This is a genomic window from Micromonospora sp. CPCC 205561 (genome assembly GCF_036906775.1).
Taxonomy (GTDB): Bacteria; Actinomycetota; Actinomycetes; order Mycobacteriales; family Micromonosporaceae; genus Micromonospora.
The window spans coordinates 1-15,650 of record NZ_JBAKHV010000090.1 but is presented as its reverse complement, the minus strand read 5'-3'; the positions used below and the strand labels follow the sequence as shown (position 1 = coordinate 15,650).

Annotated in this window: 12 protein-coding genes and 1 pseudogene; 7 read left to right on the top strand and 6 right to left on the bottom strand. The window is 75.8% G+C overall.

Going from position 1 to position 15,650, the window contains the following annotated elements:
* From V6V16_RS27015 to fxsA, 3 genes and pseudogenes are all read right to left on the bottom strand, one after another.
* Positions 1-493, bottom strand: a pseudogene (locus V6V16_RS27015) (hypothetical protein); the annotation flags it as partial.
* A 4-nt stretch (positions 494-497) separates the two neighbouring features.
* Positions 498-1,802: an FxsB family cyclophane-forming radical SAM/SPASM peptide maturase gene (locus tag V6V16_RS27010; protein ID WP_334566612.1), complete on the bottom strand. Its 1,305-nt coding sequence runs from the start codon at positions 1,800-1,802 to the stop codon at positions 498-500.
* A 1-nt stretch (position 1,803) separates the two neighbouring features.
* On the bottom strand, positions 1,804-1,995 hold the full coding sequence (fxsA, locus tag V6V16_RS27005; RefSeq protein WP_334566610.1) for an FxSxx-COOH cyclophane-containing RiPP peptide: 192 nt from the start codon (positions 1,993-1,995) through the stop codon (positions 1,804-1,806).
* 405 nt (positions 1,996-2,400) lie between these two features.
* On the opposite strand from fxsA, the gene V6V16_RS27000 reads away from it, so the two are divergent.
* Genes V6V16_RS27000 through V6V16_RS26975 form a run of 6 tightly spaced genes read left to right on the top strand, consistent with a single transcriptional unit; the run spans position 2,401 to position 10,989 of the window.
* Positions 2,401-2,946 (top strand): hypothetical protein, encoded by a 546-nt coding sequence (locus tag V6V16_RS27000; RefSeq protein ID WP_442934164.1) that lies wholly within the window; start codon positions 2,401-2,403, stop codon positions 2,944-2,946.
* Positions 2,946-4,352: a hypothetical protein gene (locus V6V16_RS26995; RefSeq protein WP_334566606.1), complete on the top strand. Its 1,407-nt coding sequence runs from the start codon at positions 2,946-2,948 to the stop codon at positions 4,350-4,352. The genes V6V16_RS27000 and V6V16_RS26995 overlap by 1 nt, the downstream gene beginning before the upstream one ends.
* A complete protein-coding gene (locus V6V16_RS26990) occupies positions 4,349-5,812 on the top strand; it encodes a vWA domain-containing protein (RefSeq protein ID WP_334566603.1) in 1,464 nt (487 codons plus the stop codon). The genes V6V16_RS26995 and V6V16_RS26990 overlap by 4 nt, the downstream gene beginning before the upstream one ends.
* A gap of 16 nt (positions 5,813-5,828) precedes the next feature.
* A complete protein-coding gene (locus tag V6V16_RS26985; protein ID WP_334566600.1) occupies positions 5,829-6,938 on the top strand; it encodes an ATP-binding protein in 1,110 nt (369 codons plus the stop codon).
* On the top strand, positions 6,935-9,775 hold the full coding sequence (locus V6V16_RS26980; protein WP_334566598.1) for a DUF5682 family protein: 2,841 nt from the start codon (positions 6,935-6,937) through the stop codon (positions 9,773-9,775). Before V6V16_RS26985 ends, V6V16_RS26980 begins: the two co-directional genes overlap by 4 nt.
* A 2-nt stretch (positions 9,776-9,777) precedes the next feature.
* Complete coding sequence (locus V6V16_RS26975; RefSeq protein ID WP_334566596.1) at positions 9,778-10,989, top strand: RNA polymerase sigma factor; 1,212 nt, start codon at positions 9,778-9,780, stop codon at positions 10,987-10,989.
* 36 nt (positions 10,990-11,025) lie between these two features.
* Here V6V16_RS26975 and V6V16_RS26970 read toward each other — a convergent pair whose 3' ends face one another.
* Together V6V16_RS26970 and V6V16_RS26965 are read right to left on the bottom strand one after the other, a co-directional pair.
* Positions 11,026-12,810, bottom strand: coding sequence for an N-acetylglutaminylglutamine amidotransferase (locus tag V6V16_RS26970; RefSeq protein ID WP_334566594.1), 1,785 nt, complete (start codon positions 12,808-12,810; stop codon positions 11,026-11,028).
* A 199-nt stretch (positions 12,811-13,009) separates the two neighbouring features.
* Positions 13,010-13,402: a MarR family winged helix-turn-helix transcriptional regulator gene (locus V6V16_RS26965; protein ID WP_334566617.1), complete on the bottom strand. Its 393-nt coding sequence runs from the start codon at positions 13,400-13,402 to the stop codon at positions 13,010-13,012.
* 165 nt (positions 13,403-13,567) lie between these two features.
* On the opposite strand from V6V16_RS26965, the gene V6V16_RS26960 reads away from it, so the two are divergent.
* Positions 13,568-15,361 (top strand): ABC transporter ATP-binding protein, encoded by a 1,794-nt coding sequence (locus tag V6V16_RS26960; RefSeq protein WP_334566615.1) that lies wholly within the window; start codon positions 13,568-13,570, stop codon positions 15,359-15,361.
* A gap of 96 nt (positions 15,362-15,457) precedes the next feature.
* Here V6V16_RS26960 and V6V16_RS26955 read toward each other — a convergent pair.
* Positions 15,458-15,650: helix-turn-helix domain-containing protein (locus V6V16_RS26955; RefSeq protein WP_334566592.1), on the bottom strand; the 193-nt coding region annotated here is incomplete at its 5' end.

The window sequence follows — 15,650 nt, the reverse complement described above, 5'->3', positions numbered from 1 at the left end:
GGCGCGTCGGGGATCGGGGTGATCCGGCGGGCGGCCCGCCGGCGCGCGTCGGCCGGCCGTCGAACCGCCTCCCGGCGCCGTGGACCAGCGCGGGGCCGTCCCCGAGCCCGACCGCGGCGCCCACCGTGGGCAGCAGCAGCACGCCGCCGGGCGCGGGCACGGCGAGCGTGAAGGCCAGCCCCGCGCGGACGGCGGCGGCGGCCGCCAGCCCGGCCAGGTAAGCCGGGTCGGGGCCGCCGGCGAGCGCGCTCGCGGCCCAGCCGGTGACCGGCGGATGGGCCAGGACCCGGGCGACCGCCGCCGGGTCGGCCCGCTCTGCGCGGGTCAGCAGGGCGAGGCACTCCCGCACCGACGCCCCGTCCCCGCCGGCGCGCGCGGCGGCGACGGTGAGCAGCCGCCGCCGCCCGAGCTGCCCGGCCCGCAGCACCTCGAGCGTCGCGTCGTCGCCGTGCCCGGCGGCCAGGCCGGCGAGCTGGGCGGGGGAGAGCACCACGGGCTCACCGCCCGGGCGGGGCGGCCGGGGCGCGGCGGCGCAGCGCGTCGACGTCCGCGGCGACCACCCGTTGGACGTGCCGGATCAGCCGGTAGAGGTCGGGGCAGTAGACGGACGGGTGGGTGAAGCCGGCGCCGGCGCGGAAGCGGTGCGCGTAGAGGCCGCCGCCGCAGGCGCTGAGCACCGGGCAGGCCCGGCACTGGGGGGCCAGGGCGGCCGGGCCGGTGGGGCGGCCGGCGAGGGAGGGATGGCGCAGCGCCTCGTCGAAGGAGTGCCGGAAGACGTCGAGCCCGGTACGCATCGCCGCGTCGTCGGTCGTCTTCAGGGTGTCGGTGCCCTCGATGGTGCCGTCGGTCTCGATCGTCATCAGGTCCGGCTCGGCGAAGCCGAGCGCCCGGGTGCCGCTGCGACCGCCGAGCACCAGCGCGATCAGCGACTCGAACAACCGGATCCCGGCGCGCCGCGGGGTGCTCGGGTACCAGCGGTCGAAGACGGCGACCAGCCAGTCGCCGTAGGGGGTGTCGGTGCCGCCCGGCCGCCGTCGGGGCGGGGGCGTGCTCCAGTTGCCGTGCGGCAGCAGCAGGTCCAGCCGGGGCGGGTCGAACGCCAGCAGCGACTCGTAGACGCGCAGCGGGTCGTTGTCCAGGTCGACCGTGCAGAGCAGCCCGGCCCAGCGCGGCCGGTGCTCCGGGCGGGCCAGCAGGCGCAGCGCGGCGGCCACGTCGGTGAAGCTGCCCCGGCCGTCGGGGTAGCGGCGGTGCCGGTCGTTGGCGGCCCGGTCCCCGTCGAGGCTCACCCCGACGTCGATGTCGTGCCGGTGGCACAGCGCCAGGAACTCCTCGTCCAGCAGCACGCCATTGGTCTGCACGCCGACGTCGAGCACCGCGCCCGGGGGGAGCGCCCCGCGCAGGGCGCGGACCGTCCGGTCGAGCACCGCCGGGCCGGCCAGCAGCGGCTCACCGCCGTGCAGCACGACGCGTACCCGGTCGAGCCGGTGCCGCGCCAGGTGCTCGCCCAGGCGCTGCGCGACCCGGTCCACCGTGCCCGGTGCGATCACCCGGGGCCGCCCCCGCCACCGCTGGTCGGCGTGCCGGTAGACGTAGCAGTGGTCGCAGGCCAGGTTGCACCGGCTGTGCACCTTGAGCACGAGCTGCCGGACCCGGGGTGGCGGCGCGCCGCCGGTCGGGGAGGCGTCGCTCGCGGGCGCGGACCCGCCGCGCGCCGCGACGGGTCCCGGGGGCCCGCCGTCCGCCGGGCGGGCGCGGTCGGCACGGTGCGCGGGGGCCGACGTCGGGGCGTCGGCGGACACGTCAGAAGCTCGACTCGAACGCCGACACGTCGAGCTGCCGGCCCGGCTCGTCGCCGACCGTGAGCGTGCCGAGCACGTGGGCCAGCACGCTGTCGCCGGCCCCGGCCAGCAGGTCGGCCAGCGGCAGGTCACCCAGCCGCACCAGGGCGGCGCCCGCCTCGACCGGCGGATGCGGCAGCTCGGTGTCAGCCACGGTGGACCGTCCGGTGATCGTGGATCCGGCCGCGCGTCATCGCTGCGCTCACCCCGCCTTTTCTACACCATCGGAGCCGGCCGGGAGGGCACGACACCGGCCGCCCGCGCGGGCGGCGGGACGACCCCGGCCGGCCTGCTCGCGGTCCGGCCGCGCGCCGCCGCTCCCCGCCCGCGCCAGGTCGGGCGGGGGCGGTACGCGGGACCGGGCGGGGTTGCCGCCGACCAGGAGCGCGATCACCGGTGCCATGCCGCCTCCCGTCCGCCTCGGTGTCCGAAGCATAGGGGCGCGGCGGCGTCCGGAGCGACCGCCGTCCGCAAACCCGACTCAGGGTCGTGTCGTACCCGTGGTCCATGATCCTTGTCGGCACGACGACGCCGGAGACCCTCCGGCGGCCGGATCGGCATGGGCGGCGCCGGACAGCGGCGGACGGGAGGTCGGACAGTGGCTGACGCGGAACGGACCGCGTGGCGACGGCGCAGCACGGTGCGGGTGGTGCCGCCCGCGCGGCCCCGCAAGCTGGCCAAAGTGCCCTTCGTGGAGTTGGCCGACGGGCGGTTGCAGGGCGTGGTCTCCAGCGGGTCGGACGTGGACCGGGTCTACGTGTCGTCGATCGCCGCCGGCACCCACGCCTACCACTGCAGCACCAACAACAACCGTCCCTGCGGCGGGCTGCGCGGCGCTCCCTGCAAGCACCTGCACGCCCTGGTCGACGAGGCCCTGCTCCAGTACGGCGCGGACCGCGTCGCCCGCTACCTGCGGGCCGACCTCGCCGACGGGGCGGGCACCGCGGGGGAGCTGCTCGCCGCCCTGGACGCACGGCACGAGCCGACCCCCGCCGCCGTCGTGTTCAGCCGCTTCCTGCGCCACCTGTCCTACCTGGAACTGCCCGGCAGCACGGTCCCCCTGCCCGAGCTGCACTGGTTCCCGGCCACCGGGGCGGGCCGCTGATGCTCGGCACGCAGCTCGCCGTCCTGCGCGACGGCGCCCCGACCGGCCTGACCGACGCCCTCGACCTGGTCGCCGGCCTCGACGACGCACTGGTCCGCGGCCTCGCCCGGGTGGGCGAGGACGACGCGGCGGCCCTGGCGGCGCTGGCCGGCGCGTTGGCCGCCACCCCGCTCGGCGACCGGGTGGCGGAGGCGGCCGGGAAGGTGACCGCCGGCTCCGTGCGCGAGGAGCACCTCCTCGCCCTCGCCGCCGCCCGGTGCGCGCTGCTCGGCGCGGCCCACGACGCGCTGCTCGGGCAGCTCGACACCGCGCTGGGTCGGGCCCGTGCCCCCTGGGCGCTGGGCGCGGTCGAGCCCCCGGCCGACGGGGCGCCGGCCCGCGCCGGCGCCCGCGCCTGGCTGCACGAGGTGGCGGTGACGGGCTGGGGCGGCCTCGACCACGCGCTCGTCGACGCGGCGGGGCCGCCGATCGAGGCCGCCCTCGCCGAGCCCGCCCTGCGTCGACTGGCGGTGCTGCTCGACGGGTTCGCCGCCGAGCTGCGGGCCTGCGTGCCGGTCGCCACGATGGCGCAACCGCCGGCGCGACGCTGGGCCGACCTCTGGGCCCGGGCCGTGCTGCTTGCCCAGGACGCGTCGGGCGCCGTCGTCGCGCCCGACGCGGAGGGGGTCTCCGGGCGGCTGCTCGTGCTCGGCGTCGACGTGCACGAGCACGACACCGCCGTGCAGGCGCAGCTGCACGCGATCCTCGAACCGGCCGACGGCGGGGCGCCCCGGCTGGTCCGCTGCGCGGTCGGCGCGGTCAAGGTGGAGACGATCGGCGGGCCCGCGCTGTGGCGCCTGCTGGACGCCCACCCCGTGCTGCTGGCCGCGCTGGCCGAGCGGCGTGCCCTGGCCGTCACCGGCCTGCCGGGACACGGCGCGGACCTGCTCTGGCGCGACGACCGGGCACGACTCGGCGAGCCGGCCGATCCGTTCGCCACCGCCCGGGTGCTGTTGCCGACGGCGGTCGCGGCGGCGACGGCGCCGCTGGAGCGCCACCCGGTCGGGATCGCGGAACCCGTCCTCGTGGAGGGCTACGCCGTACGCGCCGACGACGGCGCGACGAGCTTCGAGCTCGACGGCCGGCCGATCGCCGTCGCGGTCGACCGGTTGCCCTCCTGCGGCCCGCTCACCCCGGAGCTGGTCGCCGCCTCCTCGGCGTGCCTCGGCCTGCTGCGGTGGGACGACGGCCGGTGGCTGCTCCAGCCGCTGGCGGTGCGCGCCAACGTCAAACGCCGGCCGGTCGACGTGCACACCGGCGACTGGGCGGGCGGGGTCACCGATCCGAAGGTCGCCAAGGCCGAGGCCAAGGCGGGCGACGCCGTGGCGGTGCTGCGCGAGCGCGCGGGACGGTTGCTGCGCCGATGACCGGATCACCGACCCCCGAGAGCCGCGCCGACGCCAACCGGCGCCAGGTGCTCTACTGGCGGCTGCTGGCCCGGCTCTTCGATCCCGAGGAGCAGCCCGCCCTGGAGTCGGCCAGCATGGCCGTCGTCGACGAGCTGGGCCTGCCGGCCGCCCTGCTGGACCCGGCGGTCTCGGTGGACACCGTCGTCCAGCGCTTCCCGGCCGTCGCCGACGAGCTGCGCGGGCTGCTCCGCCCGCCGCCCGACGACGCGGGCCAGGTCGACGCGGCCCACGCGGAGCGGCCCGACGCGGGCCAGGTCGCCCCGGGCCACCCGGAGCAGCCCGACGCGGGTCGCGCGAGCCAGCCCGACCCGGGCCAGGCAGGGCGGCCCGACGCGGAGGGGACGCCGCCGGGAGCCGCCGAGGTCCGGCGGGCGGCCCTGGTGTCGAAGCTGCTGCTCAACGTCTTCGCCACCGGCCACGGGCCCGTCGACGCCGGCCAGCTCGCCCGGTGGCAGTCGGACGCCGGCTGGTTCGAGCAGGCGCTCGGCGCGGAGCCCGGCGGGCTGCGCCGGCAGGGCGGCACCGACGGCCTCGGCGGCGTGCTCGCCGGCCTGGAGGGCGACCTGGTCCGCCGGATGCACCTGCGCGAGGTGCTGGCCGACCCGGTGCTGGCCAGCCGGCTGACGCCGAGCATGTCGCTGATCGAGCAGCTGCTCCGGGACAAGGCCAACCTCTCGGGGGTGGCCCTCGCCAACGCCAAGGCGCTCATCCGCCGGTTCGTCGACGAGGTCGCCGAGGTGCTGCGTACCCAGGTCGAGCAGACCAGCGTCGGCGTCGTCGACCGGTCGGTGCCGCCGAAGCGGGTGTTCCGCAACCTCGACGTCGACCGCACCATCTGGCAGAACCTGACCAACTGGAGCCCGGAGGACGAGCGTCTCTACGTCGACCGGCTCTACTACCGGCAGACCGCCCGCCGGGTCACGCCGGCCCGGCTGATCGTGGTGGTGGACCAGTCGGGCTCGATGGTCGACTCGATGGTCAACTGCACGATCCTCGCGTCGATCTTCGCCGGCCTGCCCAAGGTCGACGTGCACCTGATCGCGTACGACACGCGGGCGCTGGACCTGACGCCGTGGGTGCACGACCCGTTCGAGGTGCTGCTGCGCACGAAGCTGGGCGGCGGCAACGACGGCCCGGTGGCGATGGCGCTGGCCCGCCCGAAGATCGTCGAGCCGAGGAACACGGTCATGGTGTGGATCTCGGACTTCTACGAGTTCGACCGCTCCCAGCCGTTGTTCGACGGCATCGAGGCGGTGCACCGCTCCGGGGTGCGGTTCATCCCGGTCGGCTCGGTCAACAGCTCGGGCCAGCAGAGCGTCAACCCCTGGTTCCGGCAACGCCTCAAGGACCTGGGCACGCCGGTGATCTCCGGCCACATCCGCAAACTCGTCTTCGAGCTCAAGAGCTTCCTCACCTAGGAGAAACGAACCCCTCATGTCCGAGATGCTGCGTGCCCCCGCCGAGGTCAAGTACGCCGAGGAGCTCGACTACCTGGAGTCGGTCGACACCGACCCGAAGCCGTTCTCGTGGCGGCTCAGCCCGCGGATGGTCCGGCTGTTCGTCCTCGGCTCGGAGCGGGCCGACGGGCTCGACCGGGAGATCCCGCAGAAGTGGTTCGGCGACCGCACGTTCGTCGAACGCAGCATCGTGACCCTGGCGTCGGACCGGGGCCTGCTGCTGATCGGCGACCCGGGCACCGGCAAGAGCTGGCTGGCCGAGCTGCTGGCCGCCGCCGTCTGCCGCAACTCGACCCTCGTGGTCCAGGGCACCGCCGGCACCACCGAGGACCACATCAAGTACTCCTGGAACGTCTCCATGGTCATCGCCCGGGGCCAGTCCCGGGAGTCCATGATCCCCTCGCCGATCATGACCGCCATGGAGCAGGGGACCGTCGGCCGGTTCGAGGAGCTGACCCGCTCCACCAGCGACGTGCAGGACGCGCTGATCTCGATCCTGTCGGAGAAGTACGTCAGCATTCCGGAGCTGGACCACGACAACATCGTGTTCGCCAGACCCGGCTTCTCGATCATCGCGACGGCGAACAGCCGGGACCGGGGGGTGAACGACCTCTCGTCCGCGCTCAAGCGCCGGTTCAACTTCGTCCGGATCCCCGTGGTCACCAACAAGCGCAGCGAGGCCGAGATCGTCCGCTTCCGCACCGAGGAACTGCTGCGCCGGCACCAGATCGCGCTCGACGTGCCGCCCACCCTGCTGGACATCCTGTTGCAGAGCTTCGCCGACCTGCGCGCCGCCGCCTCCGCGGCGACCAGCGACGACGAGAAGCTGGAGTCGGCGCTCTCCACCGCCGAGCAGATCGGCGTCCTGGAGGACGCGATCCTGCACAGCCAGTTCTTCGGCGACCGCACCCTGCGCGCCGCGACGCTGGCCGGGTCGCTGGTGGGTTCGCTGGCCCGGCGCAGCCCGGAGGACCTGGCGATCCTCAACAAGTACCTGCACGGTGTGGTGGAGCCGCGGGCCAAGCAGGACAGCGGCTGGGAGGGCTTCCTCGACGGTGGTCGCCAGGCGATCGCCGCGCTGTCGTGACCGCACCCACCACGGCCGGGCCGTTCGGCGCGTTGCGCGAACAGCTGACCGCCGCCGCCACCGCCTTCGCCGGCAGCTCGCAGGCCGTCTCCGACATCCTCGCCGGCATCGTCGACGACGTCGACCGCGCCCTCGGCGAGGAGCTGGAGATCTTCCCCGTCTGCCACCACTCGCCGGCCTCGGCACTGGCCATGCTCCGTCGGCTGCGCGCCAAGCAGCCCAGGGTGATCTACCTGGAGCTCTGCGAGGACCTGCAACCGCTGCTCGGCGAGCTGCGCAACTGCCGCCTTCCGGTGGCCCTTCAGGCGTTCGCCTCGCAGCTGGACGGCTTTCCGGCCGACTGGGGGCCGCTCAGCGTGGTCGCGCCGATCACCGAGGCGAGCGCCGAATACCAGGCCATCGCGTACGCGCTGGAGACGCCCGGGGTCGAGCTGGTGCTGGTGGACCGCTCCACCGACCACGTCTTCCAGTGGCTGCCCCGCCCGCCCGGCACCGCCGACGACGCCCCGACCGGCGGGGACGTGGAGGTCGCCGCGCCGGCGGGGGAGGAGGCGGCCCTGCACGGCGACGCGGTCGGCGTCGAGCTCGGCGACCTGCGGCCCCGCTTCGCGGAGCTGGAGGCGTACCTGCTGCACCACGGCAAGGTCCGGCACTGGTCGGAGTGGTGGGACCAGTACGTCGAGCAGCCGCTGGCCGACGCCGACCACGACACCTACCGGCAGGTTATGGTGCTGATCGGCAGCCTCTTCCGGCGGCTGCGCCCGGCCGGGGCGGAGCGGAACGACCGCGACGAGGACCGCGAGCGCTACATGTGGACGCGGATGCGTCAGCACCTCGCCGCCTCCGGAGCCGACCCCGCCGACTGCCTCTACGTCTGCGGCGCGTTCCACGCCGCGAGCCGCGTCGAGCAGTTCGGGCTGCGGGCCGACGCCCCGTTCGAGATCGGCCCGCGCACCGGCACCCGGTGGCACCACGGCCTCATCCCGTCCAGCCACTCCGCCATCGAGGCGCAGTTCGGCCTCGCCCCCGGCTCGGTGTCGATCGCCGCCGCGACCTGGAGCAAGGCGGTCGCCCGTACCGGGCTGACGCCGTACCGGCTGGAGGGGCAGCGGGGCGGCCGGACCCGCGCCGGTGGCCGCCGCCGCGCCACCCCGGCCGCCGCGCCCGCCGCCGCGGTCGAGGACCGGCTCTCCGGATACCTGGCCCGGCCGCCGGCGGCGCGGGGCCTGGACGAGGCGGAGCTGCGGGGCTGGTGCGTCGACATCGTCCGGTTGGCCCGGCGCAACGGCTACCTGGCCAGCACCGCCGACGCGATCGCCGTCTTCGAGACCGCGATCCTCCTCGCCGGCCTCCGCAACCGCGCCCGCCCCACGCCGTACGACTTCGCCGACGCGGCGGTCACCTGCATCGAGAAGGACGTCGTCCCGGGCCGCCGCGACGTCCGCCGGCTCTGCGAGATCCTCTTCGGCGGCGACCGGGTCGGCCAGGTGGGCTACGAGGCGCTTCCGCCGCTCGCCCGCGACGTGCACGACCGGCTCGCCCCGCTCGGACTCGACCTGGAGAAGCGCACGATCCAGCGAGCCCTGGTGGACCTGCGGGCCAGCCCCGAGCTGGTGCCCTGCTCGGATCTGCTGTGGCGGCTGCGGCACCTGCTGCCGCGCGACGCGGTCCGGCCCATCATGGGCGAGCGGCGGTTGGGGCAGCGTTCGATCCAGGAGAGCTGGGACCTGGCTCTCGGCCGCAGCCAGCGGGCCCTGATCGAGCTGGGCTACGAGGGGGTCACCGTCGAGCAGGTGCTGGAGCAGCGCCTGCGCCGCGCCGTGCGGGGCCCGGACGTGACGGCCTCGGTCGCGCTGGAGGCCGTCGAGGACGCCGTCCGGCTGCTCGACGGCCCGCGCCTGGTCGAGGAGCTCGGCGCCCGGGCGGTGGAGCTGCTGGCCGCCGAGCGCGGCGTCGACGACGCCCCCGAGGTGCTGCGCCGGATCCGGCGGCTGCTGGCCCACCACCGCGCGACCGGGCCGCTGCCGGCCTGGTGCGGGGCGTTCGTGACCACGGGCTACGCGCACTACTGCACCCTGCTGCCCACCGCCTTCCTCGACGGGGAGAGCGGCGTCCGCCAGGTCGGCGCCATGCTGGGCTTCCTGTTCGGCATGGAGAGCCTGGCGCTCTCGCTGGGCTGCGACCGCTCCCAACTCGAACTCGCCGTGGCGCAGTCCCACCCGGAGGCGCCGGCCAAGGTGGCGCTGCTCTGGGCCGCCCGGCACCAGCTGGGCCTGCTGCCGCTGGCGGAGCTGCGCGAGCGGTGCGCCGCGCTGCTCGCCAACCCGCTGGTGGTGCCCGCCTTCCCGCAGTACCTCAGCGGCTTCGTGCAGGCCCTGGAACCGGTGCCGGCGCTCGCCCCGTTCGTCGTGGAGGCGATGTCGTCCGCGTTCGCCCGGCTGCCCGACCCGGTCCTGCTGCCCTGGCTGCCCACGTTGATCACCACTCTGCGCGAGCACGGCGCCGAGCTGGTGCCGCTGCTGGTGCGGGAGGCGGGGCGTACCTTCCCCGGGTCGCTGCCGGCGCTCGACGCGTGGGTGCCGCCGTGGTCGGCCGCCGCGGCACCGCTGCCGGTGGCCCCCGCCGTCGCGTCCGGGCCGGTGACCGCCCTGCTGGCCAGCCACCCGGAGAGCGTCGACGCCGTCGCCGCGCTGCTCGGTTGCGCGGGCGGGTGGCGGGCCACGGACGGCGGGGCCGCCGTCCCGGCGGGGCTGACCGCTCTGCTGGCCGCCCACCCGGAGACCACCGCCGCGCTGGCGGCCCTGCTGGAGACCGGGTCGTGCCGCGGCGAGGACTGAGCATGCCGGACGTGGAGGCGGTGTTCCGCGCGGAGTACGGCCGCGCGGTCGCCGTCCTGGTCCGCCTCCTCGGCGACATCGACCTCGCCGAGGAGGCGGTGCAGGAGGCGTTCACGGTGGCGGTGGCGCGGTGGCCCGAGGCCGGGCCGCCGCCCAGCCCGGCGGGCTGGATCATCACCACCGCCCGGAACCGGGCCGTCGACCGGCTGCGGCGCGAGGCCTCCCGCGCCGACCGGCACGCCCAGGCCGCCCTGCTGCACGTTTGCGACGTACCGGCCGAGGAGGGGCCCGTGCGCGACGACCGGCTCCGCCTGATCTTCACCTGCTGCCACCCGGCCCTCGGCCCCGCCGCCCGGGTCGCGCTGACCCTGCGGCTGCTGGGCGGGCTGGGCACCGCCGAGATCGCCCGCGCGTTCCTGGTGCCGCCGGCGACCATGGCGCAGCGGATCGTCCGGGCCAAGGCCAAGATCCGCGATGCCGGGATCCCGTACCGGGTGCCCGGCGACGCCGACCTGCCGGAGCGGCTCTCCGGCGTGCTGGCCGTGCTCTACCTGATCTTCACCGAGGGGCACACCGCCAGCTCCGGCGACCGGCTCGTCCGCGACGACCTGTGCGCCGAGGCCGTCCGGCTGGGCCGGCTGCTGGTGGAGCTGATGCCGGACGAGCCGGAGGCGTGGGGGCTGTTGGCGCTGATGCTGCTCACCGAGGCGCGCCGCCCCGCCCGCACCACGGCCGACGGCGTGCTGGTGCCGCTGCCCGAGCAGGACCGGCGCCGCTGGGACGCCGGGCTCGTCGCCGAGGGACAGGCCCTGGTCCGTCGCTGCCTGCGCCGTGGGCGGCCGGGGCCGTACCAGATCCAGGCCGCGATCGCCGCCGTGCACAGCGACGCGCCGGACACCGCCGGCACCGACTGGGCGCAGATCCTCACGCTGTACGACCAGCTCACCGCGTACGCCCCGGGGCCGGTGGTGGCGCTGAACCGGGCCGTCGCGCTCGCCGAGGTGGCCGGGCCGGCGGCGGCGCTGGCCGCCGTGGAGCGACTGGACCTGAGCGGCTACCACGTGTTCCACGCCGTCCGGGCGGACCTGCTGCGGCGGCTGGGCCGGGCGGGGGAGGCGGCCCAGGCGTACCGCACGGCGATCGAACGGACGGAGAACGCGGCTGAACGCGCGTTCCTGGCCGGGCGGGCGGCCTCGGTGTCGGCCGGCGGCTGACGCCGGGCTGCCGGTCGAGGTGGCGGCGCCGGGCGGTCAGCGGACGTCGTGCGACTGGAGCCAGAGTTCCAGCAGGCCGAGCTGCCACAGCTTGTTGCTCCCCGCGGCGGCCTGCGCCCGGTCCGGCTCGGCGAGGAGTTCGTCGAGGTACTCGCGGCGGAACAGGCCGCGCTCCCGGGCGGCCGGCGCAGCGAGCGCCTCGGTGACCAGCTGCCGCACCGGCCCGTCGACGTTGCGCAGCGCCGGCACCGGGAAGTAGCCCTTCGGCCGGTCGATCACCTCCGCCGGCAGCACCTCCCGGGCGATCTCCTTGAGCACGCCCTTGCCGCCGTCGGCCACCTTGTGCTCGGGTGGGCAGGCGGCGGCGAGCGCGACCAGGTCCTGGTCGAGGAACGGGGTGCGCACCTCCAGCCCCCACGCCATGCTCATGCTGTCGACCCGCTTGACCGGGTCGTCGGGGAGCATCAGGTGGGTGTCCAGGCGCAGCACCGCGTCGAGCGCGGTCGCCGCGCCCGGCGCGGCCAGGTGCTCCGCGAGCAGCTCGCGGCTGGCGTCGCGGTCGCACGCGTACGCCGGGTCGACCACCCGGTTCAGCTCGGCGTGGTCCCGGTCGAAGAACGCGTCGGCGAAGGTGGCCGCCGCCCCGTCCCGGGGTACCCGGGCGAGGGGCTGGTGGTAGCCGTAGCCGGCGAAGACCTCGTCGGCGCCCTGGCCGGACTGGGCCACCTTGACGTGCCGGGCCACCTGCTCGGAGAGCAGGTGGAAGGCGACGACGTCGTGGCTGCCCATCGGCTCGGTCATCGCCCGTACGGTGCGGCGTACCGCCGGGACGAGGTCGTCGTCGGCGAGCCGGATGCGGTGGTGCTCGGTGTCGAAGGCGCGCGCCACCAGGTCGGAGTAGTGGAACTCGTCGCCGGACTCGCCGCCGCGGCTGTCGAAGCCGATGCTGAACGTCTGGAGGCGGTGCTGGCCCGCCTCGGCCAGCAGCGCCACGATCATGCTGGAGTCCAGGCCGCCGGAGAGCAGCACGCCGACGGGGACGTCGGCGACGAGCCGCCGTCGTACGGCGGTGCGCAGCGCGTCTCCGACGGCGGCCCGCCAGGCCGGGAGGTCCATGCCGGCGTGGTCGGGGTGCCGGGCGTACTCGGGCCGCCAGTAGACGCGCTCGCGGCTGCGCCCGTCCGCCTCGATGACGCGCACGGTGGCCGGGGGAAGCTTGCGTACGCCGCGCAGGACGGTCCGGGGCGCCGGCACGATCGAGTGCCAGGAGAGGTAGTGGTGCAGCCCCACCGGGTCGATCGAGGTGTCCACGTCGCCGGCACGCAGCAGCGCGGGCAGGGTGGAGGCGAACCGCAGCCGGCCGGTCGACTCGGCGAGGTAGAGCGGTTTGATGCCGAGCCGGTCACGGGCCAGCACCAGCCGCCGCCGGCGGCGGTCCACCAGCCCCACCGCGAACATGCCGACCAGGTGGTCGACGAAGTGCTCGCCCCACTGGGCGTACGCCACCAGGATGACCTCGGTGTCACTGGTGGAGTGGAAGGTGTGGCCGGCCCGGCGCAGCTCCTCGCGCAGCTGGGGGTAGTTGTAGACGCAGCCGTTGAAGACCAGCGCCAGCCCCAGGTCCTCGCGGACCATCGGCTGCGAGCCGGCCTCGGTCAGGTCGATGACGGTGAGCCGGCGGTGCCCGAGGGTCACCCAGCCGTCGTTCCAGAGGCCCTCGCCGTCGGGGCCCCGGGACCGCATCGCCTCGGCCATCCTGGTCACCGCGTCGCCGTCGGGCACCGACCCGTCGAACCTCGCCTCGCCGCCGATGCCGCACATCGTCAGCGGTCACCGATCTTCCAGGCCACCGGACCCACTGTCACCACTCCCTGTCGGCGTCGCAGGTGCCGGGTCGTCCGCTCGCGGCGCCCGGTCCCGTCGGCAGGACGGGTGGCACGGCTACCCGGCGTCGTGGGTGGCAAACCCGGGCGGCACCCCGGTCGCGGGCGCCGCCGGGTGCCGGGCGTTGGGCGGTCGCTCAGTCGCGCAGCGTACGCAGAATGCGGGCGAGGTGTTCCCGGTCGGCGGGTGTGAGGCCGCCGAAGAGGTCCCCGGCGGCGGCCCGGCGGGCGGCGTAGAGGGCCGCGCCGGCGCGGGTGCCCTCCCCGGTGGGTGTGACGAGGGTCGCGCGCCGGTCCGCCGGATCGGGCCGGCGCCGCACCAGGCCCCGCGCCTCCAGGTCGTCCACGACCTCGGTGGCCGAGCGCGGGGCGATGCGGAGGTGCTCGGCGAGCGCGCTGAGCCGCAGCGCGCCGTGCCGGATCAGCACGCCGAGCGCCCGGGACTGCCCGGGCGTGACGTCCCACGGCGCGAGCGCCTCGCGGGTGCGGTGCCGCAGCCGCCGGGTGACCGCCCAGAACGCCTCGGCCAGGCGGTCGTCGGCGTCGGCGGTCTCGGCCGTCCCGGCGGTCTCGGCCGTCCCGGCGGTCTCGGCCGTGTCGGCGGGCTCGGAGGTCACGGGAATACGGTAGCAGCAGGCACTGTTGTTCCCTCATGTTGAGGTAACCTCAACATCTACCCCGTGAGGAAGTATCCCTTGGAACCCACCCCCTCCGGCCGCGACCGCGGCCCCCGCACGGTCAGCGCCGCCGAGAAGGCGCAGGCCCGGCAGGTGTCGCCGCGGCGCATCGGCCGGCTCTTCGCCCCGCACCGGGGCGCCCTCGCCACGGTCACCGCGATGATCGTGGCGTCCTCGGCGCTCGCCATGGCCTCGCCCTTCCTGCTCCGCGCCGTGATCGACCGGGCCCTGCCGGAGCGCGATCTGACGCTGCTGGCCTGGCTGGTGGCGGGCATGGTCGCGGTGGCCGCGGTGACCTCGGTGCTCGGCGTGGCGCAGACCTGGATCTCCACCCGGGTCGGGCAGCAGGTCATGCACCGGCTGCGGGCCGACGTCTTCGCCCACCTGCAACGGCAGTCCCTGGCGTTCTTCACCCGCACCCGCACCGGCGAGGTGCAGTCCCGGATCACCAACGACATCGGCGGCATGCAGAGCGTGGTCACCTCGACCGCGACGTCGATCGCCGCCAACCTGACCACCGTGGTGGCGACCGCGGTGGCGATGGTCGCTCTCTCCTGGCGGCTGTCGCTGGTCTCCCTGGTCGTGCTGCCACCGGCCGTCTGGCTGACGCGCCGCGTCGCCCGCCTGCGCCGCGAGATCACGGCCGAGCGGCAGCGCGAACTCGCCGACCTCAACGTCACCGTCGAGGAGGGGCTCTCGGTCAGCGGCGTGCACCTGGCCAAGACCCTGGGCACCGGCCCCGCCCTGAGCGCGCGCTTCGCCGCCTCCTCGGCCCGCCTGGTCGACCTCGAACTGCGCTCCGAACTCGCCGGCCGCTGGCGGATGGCCACGATGAGCGTCGTCTTCGCCGCGATCCCGGCGGTCATCTACCTCAGCGCCGGCCTGCCCGGCGCCGCCGGCACGCTCAGCATCGGCACCCTGGTCGCCTTCACCGCGTTGCAGGGCGGGCTGTTCCGGCCGCTGATGGGCCTGCTCAACGTGGGCGTCACGGTGACCGCCTCGCTGGCGCTCTTCGCCCGGATCTTCGAGTACCTGGACCTGCCGGTCGACGTGGCCGACCCCGCCGAGCCGGCCGAGGTGGACCCGCGCCGGGTCCGGGGGCACCTGCGCCTGACCGACGTCACCTTCCGGTACCCGGGCAGCGACACCGCCGCCGTCGCCGGGATCACCCTCGACGTGCCGGCCGGCACCGGCCTCGCCCTGGTCGGCGAGACCGGCTCCGGCAAGAGCACCCTGGCCGGGCTGGTCAGCCGGCTCCACGACCCGACGAGCGGCCGGATCACCATCGACGGCGTCGACCTGCGCGAGATGCGCCTGGCGGACCTGGCCGCGATCGTCGGGGTGGTCGGCCAGGAGGCCTACCTGCTGCACACCACCGTGCGGGAGAACCTGCGCCACGCCCGCCCGGACGCCACCGACGCCCAGCTCGAGGCGGCCGCCCGCGCGGCACAGATCCACGACCTGATCGCCGGGCTGCCCGACGGGTACGACACGGTGGTCGGCTCCCGCGGGCACCGCTTCTCCGGCGGCGAGAAACAGCGCCTCGCCATCGCCCGGACGCTGCTGCGCGACCCGCGCATCCTGATCCTCGACGAGGCCACCAGCGCGCTGGACACCGAGACCGAGCGCGCGGTGCAGCGGGCGTTCGACGAGGTGGCCCGGGGGCGCACCACCATCACCATCGCGCACCGGCTCTCCACGGTGCGCGACGCGGACCGGATCGCCGTGCTCGACCACGGGCGGATCGTCGAGTCGGGCAGCCACGACGACCTGCTGGAGCGCGCCGGCCGCTACGCCACCCTGGCCGCCTGACGCCGCCGGTGCGCGCACCGCTCCCGCCCGCCGGGTCGGGCCGACCCACGGCCCCGCGTCGTCTCACAACCATCGCATAACCGTCTCGATATCGGCTCACACCGGGTCGAGGTGGCGGTAGACGGTGGCCCGCGAGACGCCCAGCGTCGCCGCGATCTCGTCCACCGTCCGCGTGCCGTCGGCGTGCATCCGCCGGGCCCGCTCGACCTGCTCCGGGCTCATCGCCCGCGGCCGGCCCGGCCGCCGCCGCACCCGCCCCGCGCCGCCCGCCGCCGGCTCCCCGGCCCCG